Origin of the sequence: Klebsiella sp. C349492 (genome assembly GCF_042055345.1) — a bacterium.
Lineage (GTDB): Bacteria > Pseudomonadota > Gammaproteobacteria > Enterobacterales > Enterobacteriaceae > Klebsiella > Klebsiella scottii.
Genome location: NZ_JANQCE010000006.1, coordinates 137,267 through 161,758, shown reverse-complemented (window position 1 = coordinate 161,758; position 24,492 = coordinate 137,267). Strand labels below are relative to the sequence as shown.

22 protein-coding genes and 1 pseudogene are annotated in these 24,492 nt (G+C 57.6%); 15 read left to right on the top strand and 8 right to left on the bottom strand.

All coding sequences use genetic code 11. From position 1 onward, the window contains the following. Positions 1–168: 168 nt before the first annotated feature. The 5 genes from hypE to hypA form a co-directional block, all read right to left on the bottom strand. The gene (gene hypE, locus NWP14_RS20770; protein ID WP_159236145.1) at positions 169–1,179 is read right to left on the bottom strand and encodes a hydrogenase expression/formation protein HypE; all 1,011 of its coding nucleotides are present in this window, start codon (positions 1,177–1,179) and stop codon (positions 169–171) included. Then, positions 1,176–2,297 carry a hydrogenase formation protein HypD gene (hypD, locus tag NWP14_RS20765; RefSeq protein ID WP_375215907.1) on the bottom strand — a complete coding sequence of 374 codons (1,122 nt, stop codon included), beginning with the start codon at positions 2,295–2,297 and terminating at the stop codon, positions 1,176–1,178. The genes hypE and hypD overlap by 4 nt, the downstream gene beginning before the upstream one ends. After that, complete coding sequence (locus NWP14_RS20760; RefSeq protein ID WP_095098487.1) at positions 2,297–2,569, bottom strand: HypC/HybG/HupF family hydrogenase formation chaperone; 273 nt, start codon at positions 2,567–2,569, stop codon at positions 2,297–2,299. Before NWP14_RS20760 ends, hypD begins: the two co-directional genes overlap by 1 nt. Then, on the bottom strand, positions 2,560–3,432 hold the full coding sequence (gene hypB, locus NWP14_RS20755) for a hydrogenase nickel incorporation protein HypB (RefSeq protein ID WP_133600363.1): 873 nt from the start codon (positions 3,430–3,432) through the stop codon (positions 2,560–2,562). Before hypB ends, NWP14_RS20760 begins: the two co-directional genes overlap by 10 nt. A gap of 87 nt (positions 3,433–3,519) precedes the next feature. After that, complete coding sequence (hypA, locus tag NWP14_RS20750) at positions 3,520–3,870, bottom strand: hydrogenase maturation nickel metallochaperone HypA (RefSeq protein ID WP_375215906.1); 351 nt, start codon at positions 3,868–3,870, stop codon at positions 3,520–3,522. Positions 3,871–4,084: 214 nt separating this feature from the next. On the opposite strand from hypA, the gene hycA reads away from it, so the two are divergent. From hycA to hycI, 9 genes are all read left to right on the top strand, one after another. Then, the gene (hycA, locus tag NWP14_RS20745; protein WP_095098478.1) at positions 4,085–4,534 is read left to right on the top strand and encodes a formate hydrogenlyase regulator HycA; all 450 of its coding nucleotides are present in this window, start codon (positions 4,085–4,087) and stop codon (positions 4,532–4,534) included. An 82-nt stretch (positions 4,535–4,616) separates the two neighbouring features. Beyond that, positions 4,617–5,225, top strand: a complete 609-nt coding sequence (locus tag NWP14_RS20740) for a 4Fe-4S dicluster domain-containing protein (protein ID WP_095098475.1) — start codon at positions 4,617–4,619, stop codon at positions 5,223–5,225. Beyond that, positions 5,222–7,048: a formate hydrogenlyase subunit 3 gene (gene hycC, locus NWP14_RS20735; RefSeq protein WP_375215905.1), complete on the top strand. Its 1,827-nt coding sequence runs from the start codon at positions 5,222–5,224 to the stop codon at positions 7,046–7,048. Before NWP14_RS20740 ends, hycC begins: the two co-directional genes overlap by 4 nt. 2 nt (positions 7,049–7,050) lie before the next feature. Next, entirely contained in the window at positions 7,051–7,974 is a 924-nt protein-coding gene (locus NWP14_RS20730) for a respiratory chain complex I subunit 1 family protein (protein ID WP_375215904.1), read from the top strand. 18 nt (positions 7,975–7,992) lie between these two features. Next, positions 7,993–9,702 (top strand): formate hydrogenlyase subunit HycE, encoded by a 1,710-nt coding sequence (gene hycE / locus NWP14_RS20725; protein ID WP_133600358.1) that lies wholly within the window; start codon positions 7,993–7,995, stop codon positions 9,700–9,702. A 9-nt stretch (positions 9,703–9,711) separates the two neighbouring features. Further along, entirely contained in the window at positions 9,712–10,254 is a 543-nt protein-coding gene (locus NWP14_RS20720) for a formate hydrogenlyase complex iron-sulfur subunit (protein WP_375215903.1), read from the top strand. Continuing rightward, on the top strand, positions 10,254–11,021 hold the full coding sequence (locus NWP14_RS20715) for an NADH-quinone oxidoreductase subunit B family protein (RefSeq protein ID WP_095098457.1): 768 nt from the start codon (positions 10,254–10,256) through the stop codon (positions 11,019–11,021). Before NWP14_RS20720 ends, NWP14_RS20715 begins: the two co-directional genes overlap by 1 nt. Further along, positions 11,018–11,428, top strand: coding sequence for a formate hydrogenlyase maturation HycH family protein (locus tag NWP14_RS20710; RefSeq protein WP_375215902.1), 411 nt, complete (start codon positions 11,018–11,020; stop codon positions 11,426–11,428). Before NWP14_RS20715 ends, NWP14_RS20710 begins: the two co-directional genes overlap by 4 nt. Then, on the top strand, positions 11,421–11,891 hold the full coding sequence (hycI, locus tag NWP14_RS20705; protein ID WP_375215901.1) for a hydrogenase maturation peptidase HycI: 471 nt from the start codon (positions 11,421–11,423) through the stop codon (positions 11,889–11,891). Before NWP14_RS20710 ends, hycI begins: the two co-directional genes overlap by 8 nt. 45 nt (positions 11,892–11,936) lie before the next feature. On the opposite strand, the gene NWP14_RS20700 is transcribed toward hycI, so the two are convergent. Together NWP14_RS20700 and ascF are read right to left on the bottom strand one after the other, a co-directional pair. Continuing rightward, the gene (locus NWP14_RS20700) at positions 11,937–13,361 is read right to left on the bottom strand and encodes a 6-phospho-beta-glucosidase (RefSeq protein ID WP_095098450.1); all 1,425 of its coding nucleotides are present in this window, start codon (positions 13,359–13,361) and stop codon (positions 11,937–11,939) included. 27 nt (positions 13,362–13,388) lie between these two features. Continuing rightward, entirely contained in the window at positions 13,389–14,831 is a 1,443-nt protein-coding gene (gene ascF, locus NWP14_RS20695; protein ID WP_375215900.1) for a PTS cellobiose/arbutin/salicin transporter subunit IIBC, read from the bottom strand. 265 nt (positions 14,832–15,096) lie between these two features. On the opposite strand from ascF, the gene NWP14_RS20690 reads away from it, so the two are divergent. From NWP14_RS20690 to NWP14_RS20670, 5 genes and pseudogenes are all read left to right on the top strand, one after another. Next, positions 15,097–16,110 (top strand): LacI family DNA-binding transcriptional regulator, encoded by a 1,014-nt coding sequence (locus NWP14_RS20690; protein WP_095098445.1) that lies wholly within the window; start codon positions 15,097–15,099, stop codon positions 16,108–16,110. A gap of 134 nt (positions 16,111–16,244) precedes the next feature. Next, complete coding sequence (gene hydN / locus NWP14_RS20685) at positions 16,245–16,772, top strand: electron transport protein HydN (protein WP_095098443.1); 528 nt, start codon at positions 16,245–16,247, stop codon at positions 16,770–16,772. 12 nt (positions 16,773–16,784) lie between these two features. Continuing rightward, the gene (hypF, locus tag NWP14_RS20680; RefSeq protein WP_375215899.1) at positions 16,785–19,019 is read left to right on the top strand and encodes a carbamoyltransferase HypF; all 2,235 of its coding nucleotides are present in this window, start codon (positions 16,785–16,787) and stop codon (positions 19,017–19,019) included. Further along, on the top strand, positions 19,016–20,029 hold the full coding sequence (locus NWP14_RS20675; protein WP_375215898.1) for a HoxN/HupN/NixA family nickel/cobalt transporter: 1,014 nt from the start codon (positions 19,016–19,018) through the stop codon (positions 20,027–20,029). Before hypF ends, NWP14_RS20675 begins: the two co-directional genes overlap by 4 nt. Positions 20,030–20,061: 32 nt before the next feature. Further along, positions 20,062–20,298 (top strand): annotated as a pseudogene (locus tag NWP14_RS20670) (IS630 family transposase); the annotation flags it as partial. 115 nt (positions 20,299–20,413) lie between these two features. Here the strand turns inward: NWP14_RS20670 and NWP14_RS20665 are convergent. Next, entirely contained in the window at positions 20,414–20,875 is a 462-nt protein-coding gene (locus tag NWP14_RS20665; protein ID WP_375215897.1) for a SymE family type I addiction module toxin, read from the bottom strand. 869 nt (positions 20,876–21,744) lie between these two features. Here NWP14_RS20665 and NWP14_RS20660 point away from each other — a divergent pair. Then, on the top strand, positions 21,745–23,907 hold the full coding sequence (locus tag NWP14_RS20660) for an AAA family ATPase (RefSeq protein ID WP_375215896.1): 2,163 nt from the start codon (positions 21,745–21,747) through the stop codon (positions 23,905–23,907). The last annotated feature ends 585 nt before the right edge of the window (positions 23,908–24,492 follow it).

Below are 24,492 nucleotides of genomic sequence, written 5' to 3'. Positions count from 1 at the left end.
GTTGCGTTCAGTCACCCGAATCACTTACCTGAGTAAGCTCATCGGGATCCCCTCGCTTGCCGCCTTCCTGCAACTCGAATTATTTAGGATGTAATAGTATGTTAATAAAGCATTTTTGCGCCAGTCGGGCGCTTTCCGCCGCAACGCTACCCCGGCGGCCAGAGGCGACTAGCAAATTCGCGGCAGCGGCTCGGCGTGAGGAAGATCGAGGGTGCGTTTCACGCCGTACAGGCCGACGGACCGCACGCCGCTGCGCTCAACTACTTCGCCGACTATCGCCGCGCGGCGGCCGAGCGGGTGCGCCCGCAGCCGGGTCAGCGCCGCTTCCGCCGCATCGCGAGCGACGGCGATAACCAGCTTGCCTTCATTGGCAAAGTTGAGGGCATCGAGCCCAAGCAGTTCGCAAACGCCGCGTACGGTATCGTTGACCGGCAGCTCTCGTTCGTGCAGCTCAATCCCGCAGCCGCTGGCCGCGGCAAATTCATGGGCCACCGCGTTAACGCCGCCGCGGGTGGCATCGCGCAGCGCTTTCACGCCGGGAAGGTCGCGCAGCGTCTGAATCAGCGGCGTTAATACCGCACAGTCGCTGGAGAGCGCGCCGTCCAGCCCGAGCCCTTCGCGCAAATTCAGAATGGTGGCCCCGTGATCTCCCAGCGTGCCGCTGACCAGCAGCACGTCGCCGGGCGTAATCTGCCGTGCTCCCCAGCGGATCTCGGGAGGAATCGCGCCAATCCCGGCGGTATTGATAAACAGCTTATCCGCCGCCCCGCGCGGCACGACTTTGGTATCACCGGTGACGATAGCGATATCCGCCGCCTGAGCGGTCTGCGCCATGCTGTTCACCACCTTCTCAAGGGTGGCTATCTCCAGCCCCTCTTCGAGGATAAAACCGCAGGAGAGGTAGCGCGGCAGGGCGCCGCTTACCGCCACGTCGTTAGCGGTGCCGCATACCGCCAGCTTGCCGATATCGCCGCCGGGAAAAAACAGCGGATCGATAACGTAGCCGTCGGTGGAGAAGGCGAGGCGATCCCCCTGGGCGGCAAGCTGCGCCAGGTCAAGCCGCGCCTGATCCTCCTGCTCCGCCAGCCACGGATTGGCGAAGGCCTGCATAAACAGGGAGGCGATCAGCTGCTGCATCGCCTGACCGCCGCTACCGTGGGCTAACTGGATGCTTTTCATGCTTCGTTTTCCTGACTGCGATATTGATACCAGGCGGCGCAGGCGCCTTCTGATGAGACCATCAGCGCGCCGAACGCGCTTTGCGGATTACAGACCTGCCCGAATAACGGGCACTGATGCGGTTTGCAGCGCCCGGTCAGCACCTCGCCGCAGCGGGCTCGCGGGTCGTCACAAACGCGCTGGGGCGCTGGGCGAAAATGGGCTTCGGCGTCGAAACGCTGATACTCAGGCGTCAGCCCTACGCCGGAATTGCTGATGACCCCAAGCCCGCGCCATTCGCTGTCGCCGGAGAGACAGAACACGTCGGCAATCGCCTGCTGCGCCAGCGGATTACCTGCATCGGGTACCACGCGACGATACTGGTTCTCGACCCGGCTGCACCGCGCTATTGTCTGCTCAACCAGCATCACCGCGCCTTGCAGTAGATCAAGAGGTTCGAATCCAGCAACCACTAAAGGCCGGCGGTAGTCGCTGGCGATAAACCCGTAGGCTTCGGTACCAATGACCATGCTGACGTGACCGGGGGCGAGGAAGGCGTCGATACCGTTGTCCGGAGTATCGAGCAGGCTGCGCAGGGTCGGGAGCAGGGTAATGTGCTGGCAGAAAAAGAAGAAGTTATCGACGCCGCGGTCGCGCGCCTGGCGTAGGGTCAGCGCGGTGGCGGGCATGGTCGTTTCAAAGCCCAGCCCGAAGAACACCACCTCGCGGTCGGGGTTTTGCTGCGCCAGCTTCAGGGCATCGACCGGCGAATAGACGATGCGCACGTCGGCTCCGCGCGATTTTGCCTGCAGCAAGGAGCCGTTTTTCCCAGGTACGCGCATCGCGTCACCGAAGGTGCAGAAAATGACGCCCGGGCGGCCGGCAATTTCAATGCAGGCGTCAATGCGGCCCATCGGCAGGACGCAGACCGGGCATCCGGGACCGTGGATAAATTCAATATTTTCCGGCAGCAGCTGGTCGAGGCCGAATTTAAAGATGGCGTGGGTGTGGCCGCCGCAAACCTCCATAATCCGCAGCGGACGGGCGGCGGTATGCGGCAGCAGGCGAGCGCGCTCCCGCAGGCGATCCACCAGCTGCAGCACCTGCTCCGGCGCGCGGTATTCATCAACGAAACGCATTATCGCTCCTCGCCGAACAGCAGGGCGCCGACGTCCGGCTCGACCTCAAACATATTTTGCAGCGCCGCGAGGGTATCGCGGGCTTCGGCTTCATTAATGATGCTCATGGCGAAGCCGACGTGCACCAGCACCCACTGGCCGAGCCGCGGCCGGCCCTGCTCATCGACGGCGCCCACCAGCGTTAAGTCGACCTCGCGTTGGATGCCGCAGATCTCGACCCTGGCCTGGTTGCCCTCAATGGCGCAAATTTGTCCCGGGACGCCTATGCACATTGCTGCGCCTCCAGCCAGTTAAGCCACTGCTCCATGCCCTCTCCGCTGGTGGCGGAAAGCAGGATGATTTCAATATCAGGGTTTACCTCCCGCGCGCAGGCGAGGCACTGCTCAACGTCAAAATTGAGGTACGGCAGGAGATCGATTTTGTTCAGCAGCATCAGGCTGGCGGCGGCGAACATATGCGGGTACTTCAGGGGCTTGTCTTCACCTTCGGTCACCGACAGGACCGCGACCTTGTGCCGCTCGCCGAGATCGAAGCCCGCCGGGCATACCAGGTTGCCGACGTTTTCAATAAACAGGATGCCGCTATCGGCAAGTTCCAGGCGTGGGGCGGCCTCGGCGATCATCTGCGCGTCGAGGTGGCAGCCCTTGCCGGTGTTGACCTGAATGGCCGGCGTGCCGGTGGCGCGGATGCGCGCCGCATCGTTGACCGTTTGCTGGTCGCCTTCAATCACCGCGCAGGCGGTTTTCGCCTTCAGGCGCAGCAGGGTTTCGGTCAGCAGGGTGGTTTTGCCGGAGCCGGGGCTGGAGACCAGGTTCAGCACCAGCTGGCCTTTGGCCGCAAAGCGGGCGCGGTTGCGGGCGGCCAGACGGTTGTTCTTCTCCAGCACGTCAATTTCAACGTCCAGCATTTTACGCTGGCTAATGCCCGGCGCATGGGTACCCGCCTCGCCGTGGCCGTAGTGCAGGTCGCCCTCAGCGGAGCGGCTGGGGGTAAAACCGTCGGTTTTGACGCCGGTAATGGTCATCGGCCGGCGCGTAGCCGGCGCGAAGGGGGCGCTGCGAAACGCCGAGTGGGGGTTACGTTCGTCACCTTCTATATAAAGGTTGCCTTCCCCACAGCCGCAGGTGGTACACATAATTTTACTCCTGGTCTATCCCGCCATACTGCGCGTTGTTTCTCTGCTGGCGGCGCTCGCGCGCCTGCCGCCGCGATCCCAGGCGCACTATGCGGGGATCACTTCTATTCTCTGAATCTGTAAGCCATCGTCCGCCACGATCTGCAGCCTGTCGCTCTGACACTGCGGGCAGCGCCGCACGTGCTGAGAGATCAGGCGCACGTACTGCTGGCAGGACTCACACCAGCATTCGGCCTGCTGTTCGGTGATATGCAGCTCGCAGCCTTCGGCCAGCGTGCCGCGGCACACCAGTTCAAAGCAGAAGGTCAGCGCGCTGGCCTCCACGCAGGAAAAGGCCCCGACCTTGAGCCACACGCCGGTGACCCGACGCGCGCCGGCCTGCTGAGCCTGCTGTTCAATAATTTCCAACGCCCGCTGGCTAAGCGTGATTTCGTGCATGGTGGCCTCCACATCGCCGCAATGGGCCATATATGCAATAACGATGCCAGGGCATCGGTACTGTCGGAGAAACTGTCGATGACGATGGCCTGATGACGTCGTCGACATGTCGCTGAAGGCCCCGAATTTTATTAATTTCAATAAATATCAATAAGATAAAATTTGGCATAGAAAATGCTAGTGCAGTGCATCTCATGCAACCGGGAGATCCGAGATGACTATTTGGGAAATAAGTGAAAAGGCGGACTACATCGCCGATCGTCACCGCCAGCATCAGGAGCAGTGGCATACCTACTGCAACTCGTTGGTTCAGGGCATCACCTTGTCGAAGGCGCGCCTGCATCATGCGATGAGCTGCGCGCCGGACAAAGAGCTGTGCTTCGTGCTGTTCGGCCACTTTCAGGTTTTTGTCGCGCTGGCGGAAGGCTTTAACAACCACACCATCGAATACTACGTGCAAAGCAAAAATGGCGAAGATAAGCGCTTGATCGCGCAGGCTACGCTGGCTTCTGACGGCACCATCGACGGCCGGATCAGCAACCGCTCCCGCGAGCAGGTGCTGGAGCATTATCTGGCGATCGTGGCGACCGTATACGACCGCCTGTACGACGCCATGGAACAGGACCAGCCGGTGGATTTAAGCCATCTGCAGCTGGACGATTAAGCGCAAGGTGTCGACGGGTGTCGAAAATGACATCTGCACCACCTGATTTCGTCAAAAATGACTTTCACCCGAGGAAGACCCGGTGAACCGTTTTGTAATTGCTGACTCCACCGTCTGTATCGGCTGCCGCACCTGCGAAGCCGCATGCGCTGAGACGCATCGCCAGCAGGGCCTGCAGGCGATGCCGCGACTGCAGGTCATGCGTAATGAAAAAGAATCCGCGCCGCAGATGTGCCACCACTGCGAAGACGCCCCCTGCGCCGCAGTATGCCCGGTTAACGCGATTAACCGCATCGACGGCGCGGTCCAGCTAAACGAAAGCCTGTGCGTAAGCTGCAAGCTGTGCGGCATCGCCTGCCCGTTTGGCGCGATCGAATTTTCCGGCAGCCGGCCGTTGGATATTCCGGCAAATGCGAATACGCCGATGGCGCCCGCCGCGCCGCCCGCGCCCGCCCGCGTCAGTTCGCTGCTCGACTGGGTACCGGGCGTACGCGCCATCGCGGTGAAATGCGATCTGTGCCATTTCGATGAGCAGGGACCTGCCTGCGTGCGTACCTGCCCGACAAAAGCGCTGCTGCTGGTTGATATCCGCGACATCGCCCTGGCCAGCAGGCGTAAGCGCGAGCTGACTTTTAACACCGACCTCGGCGATTTGTCGCTGTTTCAGGCGCAACAAGGGGGCGTGAAGTGAACATTATCTCTTTAGTCAGTCAGGCGGTGGTTTGGTACGCCGTCAGCGCCGTGCTGGCGCTGCTCTTTAGCCTGAGAAAACCGCTAAGCGGCGCGATCGCCGGGATCGGCGGGGCGGTTGCCAGCGCGATGCTGATCGTCGCCGGGATGGCGACGCTGCTGATGCCGGGTAGGGTGAGCACCGGCGTGCTGCAGATGATCTCGCTGCCCGTGCGGGTTAGCGGGGTTAACGCCCTGTGGCTGCTGGCCATCGGCCTCTCGGCATTACCGATTTCGCTATTTAATATCTCCTGGCACCGCCATCCGCAGGTAAAAGCTAACGGCCTGCTGGTCAACCTGCTGCTGGCGGCCGCCACCTGCGCCGTCGTGACGACCAGCTTTGGCAGTCTGGTGGTGATGGCGGAAATTATGGCCCTGTGCGGAGCCTTCCTTACCGGCTGCGCCCAGTCCGGCAAGCTGTGGTTTGCGCTGGGCCGCTTCGGCACGCTGCTGCTGGCGTGGAGCTGCTGGCTGGTGTGGTCGTTTTACGGCACGCTCGATCTGACGCAGATTAGCCTGCTGGCCGCCGGAGCCCCGCAGCAGATGCTGCTGTGGCTCCCGGCGCTGGTCGGTTTTGCGCTGCTGGCGGGGATTATTCCGCTGCACGGCTGGGCGCCGCAGGCCCATGCCGGCGCCGGCGCGCCGGCCGCCGCGCTGTTCTCCACGGTGGTGATGAAGGTTGGCCTGTTCGGCATCCTGACGGTCTCCCTTGCCGGCGGCATCCCGCCGCTGTGGTGGGGCGTACTGCTGCTGGTGCTGGGGATGATCACCGCGTTTATCGGCGGGCTCTACGCGCTGATGGAACACAATATCCAGCGCCTGCTGGCGTACCACACTCTGGAAAATATCGGCATCATCCTGCTGGGCCTCGGCGCGTTTGTCACCGGCGTGGCCCTCGGTAACGCCAGCCTGATGGTGCTGGGATTTATCGGCGGGATGTATCACCTGATCAACCACAGTCTGTTTAAAACCACGCTGTTCCTTGGCGCCGGGGCGGTGTGGTTCCGCACCGGCCATCGCGATATCGAAAAGCTGGGCGGTATCGGCAAAAGAATGCCGCTGATTTCGCTCTCTATGCTGGTTGGCCTGATGGCTATGGCGGCGCTGCCGCCGCTGAACGGCTTTGCCGGCGAGTGGGTTATCTATCAGTCGTTCTTTAGGCTCAGCACCGGCGAGGCGTTTATCGGCCGCCTGCTCGGGCCGCTGCTGGCGGTAGGCCTGGCGATTACCGGCGCCCTGGCGGTGATGTGCATGGCTAAAGTCTACGGCGTCACCTTCCTCGGCGCGCCGCGGAGCCAGCAGGCGGAAAACGCCACCAGCGCCCCGTGGCTGATGACCTTCAGCGTGGTGTTTTCCGCGCTCTGCTGCGTGATTGGCGGCGTGGCAGCGCCGTGGCTTCTGCCGCTGGTGAGCGGCGTGGTCCCGGCCCAGGCTCAGGTATCGAGCGTGGTGTCGCAGCCGCTGATTGCCATTCTGCTGATCGCCTGTCCGCTGCTGCCGCTGCTGCTGATGATTTTCTACAAAGGCGACCGCCTGCCCGCGCGATCCCGCGGCGCGGCCTGGGTCTGCGGCTACGACCATGAAAAATCGATGGTGGTGACCGCCCACGGCTTCGCGATGCCGGTCAAAGAGGCCTTTGCTCCGCTGCTCAAGCTGCGCCACTGGCTGAACCCGGTACGCCTGATCCCCGGCTGGCAGAACGGCTCCGCGCCCGCGCTGCTGCGCAGCGTTGCGCTGATTGAGCTGGCGGTGCTGGTCGTTATTGTCATTTCACGAGGAGCCTGAGAATGAGCGTATTCGTTGCATTGTTGCAGGCGCTGGCGCTGTTTGCCGCCGCGCCGCTGCTGTCCGGTATCACCCGCGTCGCCCGCGCCCGTCTGCATAACCGCCGCGGGCCGGGCGTGCTGCAGGAGTATCGGGACATTATCAAGCTGCTGGGGCGCCAGAGCATCGGTCCGGATGCCTCCGGCTGGGTATTCCGCCTGATGCCGTACGTGATGGTCGGCGTGATGCTGACCATCGCCACCGCGCTGCCGGTGGTTACCGTAGACTCGCCGATGGCGGGGCTGGGCGACCTGATTACGCTGATCTATCTCTTCGCCATCGCCCGCTTCTTCTTTGCTATCGCCGGTCTGGATACCGGCAGCCCGTTTACCGCCATCGGCGCCAGCCGCGAAGCGATGCTCGGCGTGCTGGTGGAGCCGATTCTGCTGCTGGGACTGTGGGTGGCGGCGCAGGTTGCCGGCTCAACCCATATCAGCAGCATCACCGATACCATCTACCACTGGCCCGCCGCGCGCAGCATTCCGCTGATCCTCGCGCTGGGCGCCTGCGCTTTTGCCACCTTTATCGAAATGGGCAAGCTGCCGTTCGACCTTGCCGAGGCGGAGCAGGAGCTGCAGGAGGGGCCGCTGACCGAATACAGCGGCAGCGGTTTCGCGGTGCTGAAGTGGGGGATTAGCCTCAAGCAGCTGGTGGTCCTGCAGATGTTTGTCGGTGTGTTTATGCCGTGGGGGCAGATGACCAGCTTTAGCGTCGGTGGGCTGCTGCTGGCGCTGGTCGTCGCCGTCGTCAAGCTGGTGGCCGGCGTCCTGATTATTGCCCTGTTTGAAAACAGCATGGCGCGCCTGCGCTTTTGTGCCACGTCCCGCGTTACCTGGGCCGGTTTTGGCTTTGCCTTTTTAGCCTTCGTCTCCTTGCTGGCGGCGTGATTTAAGAGAGTTTTATATATGAACGAAGAAAAACCGGGTCAACGCTATCTCGCCGCGCTGCATCAGACCTTCCCGGGCGTGGTGCTGGACGAGGCCTGGCAGACCAACGATCAGCTCACCGTCACGGTGAAGATCAACTATCTCCCGGAAGTGGTGGAGTTTCTCTACTACCAGCAGGGCGGCTGGCTGTCGGTGCTGTTCGGTAACGACGAACGCAAGCTCAACGGCCACTATGCCGTTTACTACGTGCTGTCGATGGAGCAGGGGACGAAGTGCTGGATAACCGTGCGCGTGGAAGTGGACGCCAATAAGCCGGAATATCCGTCGGTGACGCCGCGGGTGCCCGCTGCGGTATGGGGCGAGCGCGAAGTGCGCGATATGTACGGCCTGCTGCCGGTTGGCCTGCCGGATGAGCGCCGTCTGGTGCTGCCGGACGACTGGCCGGACGAACTCTATCCGCTGCGCAAAGACAGCATGGATTACCGTCAGCGTCCGGCGCCGACCACCGATGCGGAAACCTACGAGTTCATTAACGAGCTGGGCAGTAAGAAAAACAACGTGGTGCCGATTGGCCCGCTGCACGTCACCTCCGATGAACCCGGCCATTTCCGCCTGTTCGTTGACGGGGAGAATATTATCGACGCCGACTACCGTCTGTTCTACGTCCATCGCGGGATGGAGAAACTGGCGGAAACCCGGATGGGCTACAACGAAGTGACCTTCCTCTCCGATCGGGTGTGCGGCATCTGCGGCTTTGCCCACAGCACCGCCTATACCACCTCCGTAGAAAACGCGATGGGCATCGTGGTGCCGGAACGCGCGCAGATGATCCGCGCCATTCTGCTGGAGGTGGAGCGTCTGCATTCGCATCTGCTCAACCTCGGCCTTGCCTGCCACTTTACCGGCTTTGACTCCGGCTTCATGCAGTTCTTCCGCGTGCGCGAGACGTCGATGAAGATGGCGGAGATCCTCACCGGGGCGCGTAAAACCTACGGCCTGAACCTGATTGGCGGCATCCGTCGCGACCTGCTGAAAGAGGATATGATCCAGACCCGCCAGCTGGCGCAGCAGATGCGCCGCGACGTGCAGGAGCTGGTGGAGATGCTGCTCAGCACGCCGAACATGGCGCAGCGTACCGTCGGCATTGGCCGTCTCGACCCGCAAATCGCCCGCGACTTCAGCAACGTTGGCCCGATGGTGCGCGCCAGCGGCCACGCGCGCGATACCCGCGCCGACCATCCGTTTGTCGGCTACGGCCTGCTGCCGATGGAAGTGCACAGCGAGCAGGGCTGCGACGTGATTTCGCGCCTGAAGGTGCGCATCAACGAGGTCTACACCGCGCTAAATATGATCGACTTCGGCCTCGACAATCTGCCGGGCGGCCCGCTGATGGTGGATGGCTTCACCTATATTCCTCATCGTTTTGCGCTGGGCTTCTCGGAAGCGCCGCGCGGGGATGATATCCACTGGAGCATGACCGGCGACAATCAGAAGCTCTACCGCTGGCGCTGCCGGGCGGCGACCTACGCCAACTGGCCGACCCTGCGCTATATGCTGCGCGGCAATACCGTTTCCGATGCGCCGCTGATTATCGGCAGCCTCGATCCCTGCTACTCCTGTACCGACCGAATGACCGTGGTCGACGTGCGGAAGAAGAAAAGCAAAGTGGTGCCGTACAAAGAGCTGGAGCGCTACAGCATCGAGCGTAAAAACTCGCCGCTGAAATAAGGAGCCGCCATGTTTACCTTTATTAAAAAAGTTATTAATACCGGCACCGCGACGCACGCCTATCCGCTGGAGCCGATGCCGGTGGATAAAAACTTCCGCGGCAAGCCGGAACACACTCCCCAGCAGTGCATCGGCTGTGCGGCCTGCGTTAACGCCTGCCCGTCGAATGCCCTGACGGTGGAGACTGACCTCGCCGCTAACCAGCTGGCGTGGCAGTTCAACCTCGGGCGCTGCATCTTTTGCGGCCGCTGCGAAGAGGTGTGCCCGACGGCGGCGATTAAGCTCTCGCAGGAGTACGAGCTGGCGGTGTGGAAGAAAGAGGATTTCCTCCAGCAGTCGCGCTTTGCTATGTGCCACTGCCGGGCGTGCGCGCGTCCCTTCGCCGTGCAGAAAGAGATCGATTACGCCATCGCGCTGCTGGAGCACAACGGCGATACCCGCGCCGAGCTGCGCCGCGAAAGCTTCGAAACCTGCCCCGAGTGCAAGCGCCAGAAGTGCCTGGTGCCGTCCGATCGTATTGAACTGACTCGCCATATGAGAGAGGCCAGCTGATGAGTAATTTACTGGGCCCGCGCGATGAAAACGGTATTCCCGTGCCGATGACGGTAGACGAGTCTATCGCCAGCATGAAGGCATCGCTGCTGAAGAATATTAAGCGTTCCGCCTACGTGTACCGCGTGGACTGCGGCGGCTGCAACGGCTGCGAGATTGAGATTTTCGCCACGCTTTCGCCGCTGTTTGACGCCGAACGCTTTGGAATAAAGGTCGTTCCGTCGCCGCGTCACGCCGATATCCTGCTGTTCACCGGGGCGGTGACCCGCGCCATGCGCTCACCGGCGCTGCGCGCCTGGCACTCCGCGCCGGACCCGAAAATCTGTATCTCCTACGGCGCCTGCGGCAACAGCGGCGGTATCTTCCACGATCTGTACTGCGTATGGGGCGGCACCGATAAAATTGTGCCGGTCGACGTCTATATTCCCGGCTGCCCGCCGACGCCGGCCGCGACGCTGTACGGTTTTGCGATGGCGCTGGGCCTGCTGGAGCAGAAAATTCACGCCCGTCTGCCGGGCGAGCAGGATGACAAGGCGGCGGAAATTCTGCATCCGAATATGGTCCAGCCGCTGCGGGTGCGCATCGACCGCGAAGCGCGCCGCCTGGCGGGCTATCGCTACGGTCGGCAGATTGCCGATGACTATATGCGCCTGCTCGGCCAGGGCGACAGCCAGGTCGTGCGCTGGCTGGAGGCGGAAAAAGATCCGCGTCTGACCGAGATCGTTACCCATCTCAATCAGGTGGTTGAGGAGGCGCGCATCCGATGAGTGAAACGGTGGTGTTCAGCCAGCTGAGCCGTAAATTTATTGATGAGAACGACGCCACGCCTGACCAGGCGCAGCAGGTTATCTATTACAGCCTGGCGATTGGTCACCATCTTGGGGTTATCGACTGTCTGGAAACGGCGCTGAGCTGCCCGTGGGACCAGTACCTGGCGTGGATTGCAACCCTTGAAGCGGGCAGCACCGCCCGGCGAAAAATGGAAGGCGTGCCGAAATATGGCGAAATCGTTATCGACAGCAATCACGTGACGATGCTGGCCAACGCCTTTGATAACGCGCAGGTTGCGCAGACGCCGCAGCAGCAGGCGTGGAGCAGGCTGATGCTCAGCATGCTGCATGATATTCACCAGGAAAGCGCCATCTATCTGATGGTGAGGAGACTCCGTGACTGACGTTTTACTCTGCGTGGGCAACAGCATGATGGGCGACGACGGCGCGGGTCCGCTGCTGGCGGAAACGTGCGCGGCAAACCCGACGGGCCGCTGGGTGGTCATTGACGGCGGCAGCGCCCCGGAAAACGACATCGTCGCGATCCGCGAGCTGCGCCCCGATCGCCTGCTGATCGTCGACGCGACCGACATGGGGCTCAGTCCCGGCGCGATCCGCATCGTCGATCCTGACGATATCGCCGAAATGTTTATGATGACCACCCACAATATGCCGCTCAACTATCTGATCGATCAGCTGAAAGAGGACGTCGGCGAGGTGATTTTCTTAGGCATTCAGCCGGATATCGTCGGCTTCTACTATCCGATGACCCAGCCGATTAAAGACGCGGTGGCCGAGGTTTACCGGCAGCTGAACGGCTGGCAGGGCCTCGGCGGGTTTGCTCCGCTGGAAGCGGTGGCGGAGTGAGGTTTCCCCGGAGAGGCGTCAGCGCCGCTATCCGGGGGATTGCCGTTACGCCAGGTCTTCGCCGTTGCTGGCAATGACCTTTTTATACCACCAGAACGACTTCTTGCGCTTACGGTCGAGAGTGCCGTTGCCGGCGTCATCGCGGTCAACGTAGATGAAGCCGTAGCGTTTGCTCATCTCGCCGGTGGAGGCGGCCACCAGGTCAATGCAGCCCCAGCTGGTATAGCCCATCACCGGAATACCGTCTTCGATAGCGTCGCCCATCGCTTTGATGTGCTCGCGCAGATAGCTGATGCGATAGTCGTCGTTAATCTCGCCGTTGGCGTCGATTTCGTCCCGCGCCCCGAGGCCGTTTTCCACGAGGAACAGCGGCTTCTGGTAGCGGTCATACATCATATTCATGGTGATGCGCAGGCCGAGGGGGTCGATTCCCCAGCCCCATTCGCTGGCCTGAATATGCGGATTTTTTAACGACTTCACGATATTGGCCGCGTTGGTATTGTTGGCGTTCATCTCCGCCGAGGCGCAGCGCGAGGCGTAGTAGCTGAAGGAGACAAAATCGACGGTGTTGCGCAGGATCTCGTCGTCGCCCGGCTGTTTGACAATCGTCACGCCTTTCTCGCGGAGCACCCGCGCCGCCCATACCGGCCAGGCGCCGCGCGCCTGCACGTCGATAAAGAGCAGGTTTTCGCGATCTTTTTCCAGCGCCATCCACACATCTTCCGGCTTGCAGGACCAGGGGTAGAAGTTGCCGCCCGCCAGCATACAGCCAACCTGATTTTGCGCGTTCACCTCGTGGGCGATTTTGGTCACCTGGGCGCTGGCAATCAGCTCATGGTGCGCGGCCTGGTACTTCACCTGCTCCTGATTCTCGCCCTCTTCGAACGCCAGGCCGGCGCCGGAGTAGGGACTATGGAGCATGATGTTGATTTCGTTAAAGGTCAGCCAGTATTTCACCAGCCCGTCAAAGGCTTCAAAGCAGGTGCGGGCGTAGTGGGTAAAGAATCCCACCATTTTGCGATTGCGCCAGGAGCCGTATTCGGTCACCAGATGCATCGGCACGTCGAAGTGGCACAGGGTCACCAGCGGCTCGATATTGTGTTTTTTACACTCTTCAAACAGCGAACGGTAGAAGGCGATCCCCTGCGCATTTGGCTCCTGCTCGTCGCCGTTGGGGAACAGGCGGCTCCAGGCGATGGAGGTGCGAAATACGCTAAAGCCCATCTCCGCCATCAGGGCGATGTCTTCTTTATAACGATGATAAAAGTCTATCGCTTCATGGCTTGGGTAGAACTCATCGTCACGCAGCTGAAAGCGTTTTTCCAGCCCCAGCTTAACCGGCAGGCGCCTGGCCCCGTGGGGAAGGGTATCGACGGTAGTCAGCCCTTTGCCGCCCTCCAGATATGCCCCTTCAGCCTGGTTGGCGGCCAGTGCGCCGCCCCATAAAAATCCGTGTGGAAAAGTCGCCATGCGTTACCTCTGTGTCAAAAATTATGTTCAGGCGTGCGATGCTTCGGCCGTCGCCTGGCGCTGTCGGGCATCGGCGGCGGCATCTTCCACCGGGATATCCTCAAAGCCGAGCAGCAGGGTCAGAACAAACGACAGCACCACCGCCAGCGCCATCACGCCGAAGACCCAGACGAGAGTCATGGGATTCGCCGGATCGAAGAACTGGACGCTGGTAAACAGGCCCGGTGCCGCCATTGAATGGCTGGCAAGCCCGGCGATGCCGGCTACCGCGCCGCAGATAAAGCCGCTGATCAGGCTGGCGATCAGCGGGCGCTTGAGCCGTATCGCGACCCCGTACAGCGCCGGTTCGGAGATCCCGGCGAGAATAGCCGACGCCGCCGCCGCCAGCGCCGTCTGGCGCAGCTCCGGGTTTTTCGTTTTCCACGCCACCGCCAGCGAAGAGCCGCCCAGCGACAGGTTGGCGCCGATTTCCGACGGCATCACCATGCCCTCTTTGCCGGTTTCGGCAATGGTCTGAATGATCGTCGGCGTAAAGACGCGGTGCATCCCGGTCATCACCAGCAGCGGCCACAGGGCGCCCATAATCGCCACCGATAGCCAGCCCAGATAGTGATGAATGGTGTACACCAGCGTCGAGATGGCGCTACCGATCCAGATCCCGAGCGGGCCGATCAGCAGAATGGCCAGCGGCGCGGCGATCAGCACGATCAGCATCGGCTTGAGGAAGTTTTTCGTCACCGCCGGAGTGATTCTGTCGACCCAGCGCTCGATATAAGAGAGGCACCAGGTCATCACCAGCGCCGGGATCACGGTGTAGGTATATTTCACCGCGGTGACCGGAATAAAGGCGAACTCGACGTGCTCGCCCTGAGCGGCTTTGGCCATCAGCTCAATAAAGCTCGGATGCACCAGCACCCCGGCGAGGGCAATCGCCAGCGACATATTGGTTTTGAATTTTACCGCCGCAGAGGCGGCGACCATCAGCGGCAGGAAGAAGAATGCGCCGTCGCCGATCGTTGTCAGAATGGTGAGCGTCGGCGCGCCTTTCGCCAGGAGGCCGCTCATCTCGAGGATCATCGCCAGCAGTTTGACCATCGATCCGCCGATAATCGCCGGGATCAGCGGCGACATGGTGCCGATCAGCGCATCGAGGATCCCGGCGCCAACTCGCCTGAAGGTCAGCGGCGGTTTGCCCACGGGCTCCGCCGGGCGCATATCGCCCGGCAGCAGGCCAATGACTTCGCGATAGGCCTGGGAGACGGTATTGCCGACGATCACCTGGCACTGGTTATCGCTCCGCACGACGCCAAGTACGCCTTTCAGCCCTTTTAGGGTCGCGCTATCCACCTGCTCGTTGTCTTTGACCACGAAACGCAGGCGGGTCATGCAGTGGGTGACGGCGGTGACGTTTTCAACGCCGCCAATCGCCGAGACGATCTGCTGTGCCAGGGCTGCATAATTTTTAGACATCGGATTTTATCCTGTTTATCAATGGGGTACTGGCTTTTCACCGCGCCGTAAAGCTGCGTGGCGTCGTGCATATGTAGGAAACCGGTTCCACAAAATCATGATGAGTTTCATCGATTCATACAAGATCTAAAAAAATCAGTTTTCAAATTTGTGATTTTGATCGCTTTGTCGCGAAGAGGGAAAACAGGCCGTCAGCAACGTGAAGGCTGTAAAACGACAGGGCGTGCAGTACACTGCGAGCATCTTTTGCAACAGGAAGAACAACATGGCAACGATGCTGGAGGTCGCTAAGCGCGCAGGGGTGTCGAAGGCGACGGTTTCGCGGGTGCTATCGGGCAACGGCTACGTCAGCCAGGAGACGAAAGATCGCGTGTTCCAGGCCGTTGCTGAAAGCGGCTACCGGCCGAATCTGCTGGCGCGCAACCTGGCCACCAAAAAGAGCCAGACCCTGGGACTGGTCGTCACCAATACCCTCTATCACGGGGTTTACTTCAGCGAGCTGCTGTTTCAGGTGGCGCGGATGACCGAAGACAAGGGGCGTCAGCTGATTCTGGCCGACGGCAAGCACAGCGCCGACGAAGAGCGCGAGGCGATTCAGTACCTGCTAGACCTGCGCTGCGACGCGATTATTATTTACCCGCGCTTTCTTAGCGTCGATGAAATGGACGAGATCGTCGAGCAGCACGACCGGCCAATCATGGTGCTTAACCGCCGCCTGCGGCGCAACGCCAGCCACTGCGTCTGGTCCGATCAAAAAGCCTCGGCCTTTGCCGCGGTACAGCAGCTCATCGCCCGCGGCCACCGTGAGATTGCGTTTATCACCGGCTCGCTGGATTCACCTACCGGCATCGAACGTCTCGCCGGCTACAAAGATGCGCTGGCTCAGCACGACATTCCGCTCAATGAAGGGCTGATCGTGAAGGGAAAATGGACGCCGGAAACCGGTGCGGCCGGGGTTGAGACGTTGCGCCAGCGCAACGCCGGCTACAGCGCGCTGGTGGCGAGCAACGACGATATGGCGATTGGCGCGATGAAGCAGCTGCATCTGCACGGCGTGAAGGTGCCGGAGCAGGTCTCGGTGATTGGCTTCGATGATATCGTGCTGGCGCCCTATATGATCCCGGCGCTTTCCAGCGTCAAAATCCCGGTGACGGAGATGATCAAAGAGAGCATTAACCGGCTGATTTTCATGCTCGACGGCGGTGATTTAAAATTCCAGCAAACGTTCCCCGGCGAGCTGATTGAGCGCGATTCTCTTGGCGCAGGCCCCGGCGCCTGAGATCGTCACCTGTCATCGTCAGATGTGACGATGACAGAAATCACCCGATTAATTACCTTTACTATCAATCAGATAATAATTGGAACGTATTATGCATACTCCGGCGCGTAACCTTCTTACTGCTGGAGAAATGGATGAACCGTTTCATTATTGCCGATGCGAGCAAATGCATCGGCTGTCGTACCTGCGAAGTGGCCTGCGTGGTCTCTCATCAGGCCAATCAGGACTGCGCCGCGCTGACGCCAAAATCCTTTTTACCGCGTATCCATGTCATCAAGGGTGTCAACGTGTCGACGGCCACCGCCTGTCGTCAGTGTGAAGATGCGCCCTGCGCTAACGTCTGCCCGAACGGGGCCATCAGCCGCGATAAGGGCTTTGTCCACGTGATGCAGGAGCGCTGCATCGGCTGCAAAACCTGCGTGGTGGCCTGCCCGTATGGGGCGATGGAGGTGGTGGTGCGTCCGGTGATCCGCCATAGCGGCGCGGGCCTGAACGTGACGGCGGAAAAGGCCGAAGCCAATAAATGCGACCTTTGCCATCATCGCGAAGAGGGGCCCGCCTGTATGGACGCCTGCCCGACGCATGCGCTTATCTGCGTTGACCGCAATAAGCTTGAGCAGATGAATATTGAAAAACGTCGCCGTACGGCGCTGGCCTGGTAGGGCGAAAGCGGCATGAACGGGGTGAAAATCCGCATCCGCGGTAAGGTGCAGGGGGTGGGATTTCGCCCCTTCGTCTGGCAGCTGGCGCAGCGCCTGGGACGCTTCGGCGACGTGTGCAACGACGGCGACGGCGTGCTGGTTCGCCTGCTGGGCGACGAGGCGGAGTTTGTCGCCGCGCTGGCCCGCCGCTGCCCGCCGCTGGCGCGTATCGACAGCGCGCAGGCCTCACCCTTTGCCTGGGAAGCCCTGCCGGAGGCGTTCACCATCTGCCGGAGCGGAGGCGGAACCATGCGCACGCAGATCGTTCCCGATGCCGCCACCTGTCCGGCGTGCCTGGCGGAAATGAACGATCCGCGGGAGCGCCGCTACCGCTATCCGTTTATCAACTGCACCCACTGCGGGCCGCGCTTTACCATTATTCGCGCCATGCCCTACGATCGTCCGTTTACCGCGATGGCGCCGTTCCCGCTGTGCCCGTCCTGCGAAGCCGAATACCGCAGTCCGGCCGACAGGCGCTTTCATGCCCAGCCGGTGGCCTGCGGATCGTGCGGGCCGCGGCTTGAGTGGCGCAGCGGGGAGGAGAACTGCTACGGCGAGGCGGCGCTGCGGGCGGCAACGGACCGGCTTGCTGCCGGACAGATTGTGGCGATTAAAGGGCTTGGCGGCTTCCATCTCGCCTGCGACGCCGGAAACCCACGCGCCGTGGCGATCCTGCGCCAGCGCAAGCACCGCCCGGCTAAGCCGCTGGCGGTGATGCTGCCGACGGCGGAGGGATTGCCGGCCGAGGCGCTGGCGCTGCTGTCGTCGCCCGCCGCGCCGGTGGTGCTGGTGGATAAAACCCGGCTCAGCGGCTTATGTGACGATATCGCGCCGGGGCTGGCGGAGGCGGGCGTCATGCTGGCGTCGAACCCGCTCCAGCACCTGGTGCTGCAGGCGCTGGCGCGCCCGGTGGTGATGACTTCGGGCAATCTCAGCGGGCGCCCTCCGGCGCTGGCTAATGACCGGGCGCTGGCGGATTTAGCCGGGATTGCCGACGGATTTTTGCTGCATAACCGCGATATCGTGCAGCGAATGGATGATTCCGTGGTGCGGCAGAGCGGGGAGATGCTACGCCGTTCGCGCGGCTACGTGCCGGATGCGCTGCCGCTGCCGCCGGGGTTTCACGACGTCCCGCCGCTGCTGTGCCTCGGCGCGGATATGAAAAATACCTTCTGCCTGGCGCGCGGCGATGAAGCGGTGCTGAGCCAGCATTTTGGCGACCTCGGCGATGAGGGCGTGGAGGCGCAGTGGCGCGAGGCGCTGCGCCTGATGCAGGAGATTTACGCCTTCACCCCGCAGGGGATCGTGACCGATGCGCATCCGGGCTATCGTTCGACGCGGTGGGCGGCGTCGATGGCGCTGCCGATCGAGCGGGTGCTGCATCATCACGCCCATGCCGCCGCCTGTCTGGCGGAGCACGGCTGGCCGCTGGACGGCGGGGACGCGATCGCCCTGGTGCTGGATGGCATCGGCATGGGGGAGGGCGGCGCGCTGTGGGGCGGCGAATGCCTGCGGGTCAACTACCGCCAGTGTGAACATCTGGCGGGCCTGCCGGCGGTGGCGCTCCCCGGCGGCGATCTGGCGGCTCGTCAGCCGTGGCGCAACCTGCTGGCCCACTGTCTGGCCTTTGTGCCGGAGTGGCAAAACTATCCTGAAACCCAGGTTCTGCTCCGGCAGGCGTGGCCGCTGGTCGCCCGCGCCGTCGAGCGGGAAATTAACGCGCCGAAAGCCTCCTCCTGCGGGCGGCTGTTCGATGCCGTGGCCTGCGCGCTGGGCTGTGCGCCGACCACGCTGAGCTACGAAGGGGAAGCGGCCTGCCGGCTGGAGGCGCTGGCGGCGACCTGCGCCGGTATCGATCATCCGGTTAGCCTGCCGTGGCGCGACGGTCGGCTGGATCTCGCCACCTTCTGGCGCCGGTGGCTAGGCTGGCAGGCGCAGCCGGCGCACAAGGCCTGGGCCTTTCACGACGCGCTGGCCCGCGGGCTGGCGGCAATGGCGCGCGACCACGCCGACAGGCGCGGCATCTCTACGCTGGTCTGTAGCGGCGGGGTACTACACAACCGGCTGCTGGTTTCCCGATTGACGTTTTATCTGGCGGATTTTACTCTGCTGTTTCCGCATCAGCTGCCTGCCGGTGATGGAGCTATCGCGTTTGGTCAGGCGGCAGTCGCCGCCGCCCGCTGGCAGGCTCACAGGACACCATCATGATAGTGACGATTTTACGCCAGCAGCCGCGCGCCGCAGCGCTGGTGCTGGGGCTTATTGTGGCCAACCTGGTCGCCTGGGTCTGGGCGTGGCAGGCCTTTGGCGACAGCGGCGCGCTGATGGCCGCCAGCCTGCTGGCCTGGGGATACGGTCTGCGTCATGCGGTCGATGCCGATCATATTGCGGCGATTGATAGCGTGACGCGCAAGATGATGCAGCAGGGGCGGCGTCCGTTCGGCGTGGGCGCCTGGTTCTCTCTGGGGCACTCGTCGATTGTGGTGCTGGCCTCCGCCGCCATTGCCGCTACCGCGACGGCGTTCGGCCAGCAGATGAGCTGGTTTCACGATACCGGCAGCGCGATCGGTACCGCCGTTTCGGCGCTGTTTCTGCTGCTGATGGCTTTTATCAACCTGGTTATTCTGCGCAGCGTCTGGCGCAGCTTTCAGGCGTGGAAGCGCGGGGAGAAGGTGAGCGATGTGGTGGCGGCGGGCGGCGGCATGATGAGCTGGCTGTTCGGCAAAACCTTCCGCCTGATTAGCCGCAGCTGGCAGATGTATCTGGTCGGCTTTCTGTTCGGCCTCGGCTTTGATACCGCGACCGAGATTGGCGTGCTGGGCATCTCCGCCGCCAGCGCCTCAAGCGGCATCTCTATCTGGTCGATTATGGTCTTCCCGGCGCTGTTTGCCAGCGGCATGGCGCTGGTGGATACCCTCGATAACGTGCTGATGGTGGGCGCCTACGGCTGGGCGTTCAGCAAGCCGCAGCGCAAGCTCTATTACAATATGACCATTACCGGGACTTCGGTGGTGGTGGCGCTGTTTATCGGCGGCATGGAGGCGCTGGGCCTGCTGATGGATAAATTTGCGCTCAGCGGCGGGCCGTGGCGCTGGGTGGGGGCGCTGAACGATAATCTCGGCAACGCCGGCTTCGTGGTTATCGGGCTGTTTGTCGCCTGCTGGGTGCTGTCGGTGATTAACTATCGCTGGCGCGGATACGATAATCTGGCGCAGTAGGCCGGGGATCTCGTCCCGGCTTGCGCTGTACCTGGATTATTCACCAGAGCCGGGAAAGGCAGCGCTGGCTGACGCATAGCCCGAAGTTCGGGTTATTTATCAGCCGGTCTATTCGCCAATCATGTTGCACGCCTGCGGCAGGCATGACATGACGCTATCACCCGAACCGTCAGTGTCGCTCAATGTGACAACGGTTGAAAAAGGTTCGCCACTTTATAAAAACGGCCAGTCCATTCCCCGGTGATCAATATGGTCTGGCAAAAGCGTAGCGCTATCAGGCGCAGCTATTTAGATGAGCGCACAGCCCGTAAATTACCCCCCTTCAGATGCTGATTGATCTTCATTAAAATCCCGGCCGTCTGAGCCGGGATTTTACCTTAAGGGTCAGTAGCGGCTTCGCTTCAGGCAATCATAGCGGGGCTTCTCCCGCCGGATAACCGGCAGGTCACCGGTATCGTTAAGCGCACCGGGAAACGTCTTGATCCACAAGTCCATTTTCTTCTTGCTGAAATGAGCCGCGCTTAGCCCTTCGGCACAACCGAACAGCTCCCGGCTGTTCTGGGCGGTGATCACAATGCAATCTGGCATCACTCTGATTTTTATCGGCATACCCGGCGTAAATCCGGCCTGCGAAAGCCAGTCACCCTCGAGCGGGATATAGTCATGCCGCATACGGTCATAAAACTCCGTGCGGCTAAGCGGTAGCGGTAACTCCGCTGTGGATTTATTCTGCAAGTGCTTAACGGTTTTTTTACGTTCCAGCTCGCAATTTTTACCACTCGTTTCTGATTCATCAGAATCTATTTTGGCAATAGTACTTTCTGGCTTAAAATTCTGCTCAGCCATATTCAACTCCTTGATAGTTGTCTGTGGTTAGCGGTGTGGAAGTGCTGGTAACACTTTCATACCGCGCTCTTTAAAAATCTTCCTGCTTATTCCATTCTTCCGTTATGACAGGTGAGGGTTTTATCTGGCTTTATTTATTGTACTGTACTGAATAAAAACACAGTATATATTTCATGAGCAGTATTGATTATTGCGAAGGGGATTCAGGAAAGAATATAAGATCATGTAACGTTGCATTACTAATAGGAGTACACGGGGCTTTTGTCATGGGTAGCGGCATTGAAGGTATCTATCCAATGCCTTTTGCAAGAACGGCGGACTGATGAATACTTCCTTCCACCTTGGACACTGGGGCGAGTCAGAGTACAGGCAACGAGATGAACGGTAATGCTAAAGGGCTGGTATGAGCGGGGAGCGGATTTTGCAACTTCATCGGCACACTTTTAATACCTATTTTTTGAGGGTAGTTAGAAAACTTGTGGCATAAAGGCTCTACTCTTGATCGTACTTTTGATGAAACTGGGTCTATCCGAATGAAAAATACAAACCGAGTCGTCAACCTTTTCGGTGCATAAATTAGTTTGCGTTTATCCTATACGCCATAGATTATTTAAATTAAAACAGCCTTGCTAAAATATAAAATAAAATTTATGATGATTGGCTAACATGAAAGATAGAAAACACTAAAAACTACACTTCAATTAACGGACACCCCTCTCTTGCAATGAAGAGAATATGAAGTCGCAGTGGCAGGGTAATATCTTATGTATCTACGTCGCAAAACATCACTCGCTTACTTGCTTAGAACCCTCATAAGAGATACTTTATCAACCTTGGGTCTTTAGTCACGAACATCTAAAGGGCAAATCATGATAAACAATATAGTGTTAAATGAAGTTGCAAGTTATAAATCAAAATCAGAGTTGAATACTGATAAAAAAGTAAATATTATTTATGGTTTAAATGGAACAGGTAAAAGCACTCTCTCCAATTATTTCTATGACATAGAGAATAAAAAATATCAGCATTGCTCTCACTCAGGTGAGTATGATGAAGTTCTTGTCTACAATCAGAAATTCATTCAGGATAACTTTTATGCAAAGGATTCTCTAAATGGAATATTTAGTTTATCCAAAGAAAATAAAGAAGCAAAAGAAAAGGTTGAGAGCCTTACATTAGAAATAATAAAATTTTCTGATGAAAAACGTGAAATTGAAAGTGAAATTACAGCACAAGAAAAAACTATCTCTGATGCAAAAAACAAAGCTCAAAATAAAACATGGGAAATAAAAACTAACTATTCAGGTGGTGATAGAGTCCTTGAGTTTTGTTTGTCAGGAAAAATGGGAAGTAAAGAATCATTATTTAACCATCTTTGCTCCATTCCTTTACCTAATCCTAAGCCATCAAAAAACATCTCTAACCTAAAAGAAGAAGCAAGTGCAGTTGATGGCGAGACAGCAATTAAATACAGCATGTTAGAGAAAATTGACACCATTGAATTATCATTCGATGAAGTGGAATTGCTTCAAGATATCATTGTGGGAAGTACAGACAGTCCCGTTTCATATCTTATAAGTAAGCTTCAGAATTCAGATTGGGTAAATGAAGGGCTAAAATACTTAGAACAAACAGGAGACTCCCAGTGTCCATTTTGTCAATCTCAAACTATAACTGAAAACTTGGTTCAGCATATTCGTAATTATTTCGACGAGACGTATCAAAATAGTGTGGAAAAAATAAAATCCATTCAGACTAAATATAAGTCATTGATTGACACCATTCCTTCACTGGATACTTATAAAGAATGCAAACTGTCTGCCAATCAATTAATTAAATTAAGTGGCTATTATAACCAATTAAGCAAAGATACAGAGAGTAACTTGGAACTAATAAAACAGAAAATAATAAACCCCAGTAATCCGGTAGCTCTGGCTGATATATCTAACTCTGTTGATAACTTCAATTCATTAGTGGAATTAGTTAATGTTGAAATAACCACACATAACTCCAAAATAGACAATGCAAAAGATGAGTTAGAAAAAATAAAGATATCGTTCTGGCAGATTTTAAGGCATGAGTATGATCAAACAATTTTAAATTTCAATGATGTAAAAAACAGTGCAAATAATATTATCATTCAAAAAAAAATAGAAAAAGATGGAAAAGAAGAAACGATAAAGGCTAAAGATGAAGAGCGTATTGAATGTCAGAAATCCACCGTAAATATAGATGAGGCAGTATTCAATATAAATCAAGGTTTAAATGATATCGGAATTACTGATTTTTATATCGAAAAATATGAAGATGCTCTTTATCGCATAGTACGCAATGAGTCTAATTCTAAAATATTCTCATCATTAAGTGAAGGCGAAAAAATGATTATCAGCCTTTTATATTTTAGAGAACTATTCAGAGGTAAAAGAATCGCTACCGAGGGTAAAACGAGAAAAATAGCAATAATCGATGATCCTGTATCAAGCTTATCACATATTTTTGTCTATAACATTGGCCAACTAATAAAAAATGACTTCTTTAACTCTGATGAAATTGAACAGGTATTTGTTTTATCTCACAGCCTATATTTTTTCTATGAACTTGCTGATGCAAACCATGAAAGAAGAAAAGAAACTCAAAATTTATTTAGGCTGTCTAAAAACTCCAATGGCAGTTCAATTAGCTTAATGAAGTACGATGAAATACAAAATGACTACCAGTCTTACTGGTCAGTAATAAATGATGATAAACAACCCCCGGCCTTAATTGCTAACTGCATGAGGAATATAATTGAATACTTTTTCAACTTTGTACAAAAAGCAGACTTAAGCAACGTCACTCAAAAACCGGAGTTAAAAAAACCACGATTTCAGTCCTTTATTCGCTACATAAACAGAGAATCACACTCATTAGGACAGAACATTTTTGACTTCAAGGAATTTAACTATAATGATTTCAAAGAGGGGCTTAGATTAGTATTCGAGCATACAGGATATTCTGCACATTATAAAAAGATGGCAAAAATAAAGAACTAAAATAACCTCAGTATAAGTTTCAATTACTGAGTTAATATTCCTAACAGCCTATCAGGAATGTTGTCGTCGATAGGCTATTTATCTGATGTACCACCATGTTCGCACGTGTGTTATTGTCCCTCCCGACTAAGCGTAGTGGGCGTAAGACCTGCTATGAGCGAGGATCATAAGTAACTAATGCGATGCCCCATAAAAAATCGTATCAGCATGTATGAATGCTGGATTTGTACAAAAAAAAGCATAGCTTCCAACTGTTCTGTTTTCATTTCATTGCAAGAAGATAAAAATTTATCTTTAAAATCTGATGCGGGAGATCTTAGTTGCTGCACTGCCTATTTATTTACTTCTAACTCCCGTAATTGTGCAATTTTACTTCTACGAATCGATGAGAGAAAAGAATTTTCCGCATTTTATTCATTACTCTCCAGATAATTAGTTAGTATTTTAGACGATGCTTGAATTGCTTTTTCCTCATGAAAATAAAACGTAAAGTGAGAGTGGATTACATTGTATTGGAATAGACATGCTGCTTCAGCCATTTGTTTAGCTTGCTCCCTTGGGGAGGGCTGACTTGCCTACGATTGG

What these genes read in the sequence shown, in the direction of transcription:
- hypE (WP_159236145.1), bottom strand. Translation starts at nt 1,179, where the DNA reads ATGAAAAGCATCCAGTTAGCCCACGGTAGCGGCGGTCAGGCGATGCAG.
- hypD (WP_375215907.1), bottom strand. Translation starts at nt 2,297, where the DNA reads ATGCGTTTCGTTGATGAATACCGCGCGCCGGAGCAGGTGCTGCAGCTG.
- NWP14_RS20760 (WP_095098487.1), bottom strand. Translation starts at nt 2,569, where the DNA reads ATGTGCATAGGCGTCCCGGGACAAATTTGCGCCATTGAGGGCAACCAG.
- hypB (WP_133600363.1), bottom strand. Translation starts at nt 3,432, where the DNA reads ATGTGTACCACCTGCGGCTGTGGGGAAGGCAACCTTTATATAGAAGGT.
- hypA (WP_375215906.1), bottom strand. Translation starts at nt 3,870, where the DNA reads ATGCACGAAATCACGCTTAGCCAGCGGGCGTTGGAAATTATTGAACAG.
- hycA (WP_095098478.1), top strand. Translation starts at nt 4,085, where the DNA reads ATGACTATTTGGGAAATAAGTGAAAAGGCGGACTACATCGCCGATCGT.
- NWP14_RS20730 (WP_375215904.1), top strand. Translation starts at nt 7,051, where the DNA reads ATGAGCGTATTCGTTGCATTGTTGCAGGCGCTGGCGCTGTTTGCCGCC.
- hycE (WP_133600358.1), top strand. Translation starts at nt 7,993, where the DNA reads ATGAACGAAGAAAAACCGGGTCAACGCTATCTCGCCGCGCTGCATCAG.
- NWP14_RS20720 (WP_375215903.1), top strand. Translation starts at nt 9,712, where the DNA reads ATGTTTACCTTTATTAAAAAAGTTATTAATACCGGCACCGCGACGCAC.
- NWP14_RS20715 (WP_095098457.1), top strand. Translation starts at nt 10,254, where the DNA reads ATGAGTAATTTACTGGGCCCGCGCGATGAAAACGGTATTCCCGTGCCG.
- NWP14_RS20710 (WP_375215902.1), top strand. Translation starts at nt 11,018, where the DNA reads ATGAGTGAAACGGTGGTGTTCAGCCAGCTGAGCCGTAAATTTATTGAT.
- NWP14_RS20700 (WP_095098450.1), bottom strand. Translation starts at nt 13,361, where the DNA reads ATGGCGACTTTTCCACACGGATTTTTATGGGGCGGCGCACTGGCCGCC.
- ascF (WP_375215900.1), bottom strand. Translation starts at nt 14,831, where the DNA reads ATGTCTAAAAATTATGCAGCCCTGGCACAGCAGATCGTCTCGGCGATT.
- NWP14_RS20690 (WP_095098445.1), top strand. Translation starts at nt 15,097, where the DNA reads ATGGCAACGATGCTGGAGGTCGCTAAGCGCGCAGGGGTGTCGAAGGCG.
- hydN (WP_095098443.1), top strand. Translation starts at nt 16,245, where the DNA reads ATGAACCGTTTCATTATTGCCGATGCGAGCAAATGCATCGGCTGTCGT.
- hypF (WP_375215899.1), top strand. Translation starts at nt 16,785, where the DNA reads ATGAACGGGGTGAAAATCCGCATCCGCGGTAAGGTGCAGGGGGTGGGA.
- NWP14_RS20675 (WP_375215898.1), top strand. Translation starts at nt 19,016, where the DNA reads ATGATAGTGACGATTTTACGCCAGCAGCCGCGCGCCGCAGCGCTGGTG.
- NWP14_RS20665 (WP_375215897.1), bottom strand. Translation starts at nt 20,875, where the DNA reads ATGGCTGAGCAGAATTTTAAGCCAGAAAGTACTATTGCCAAAATAGAT.
- NWP14_RS20660 (WP_375215896.1), top strand. Translation starts at nt 21,745, where the DNA reads ATGATAAACAATATAGTGTTAAATGAAGTTGCAAGTTATAAATCAAAA.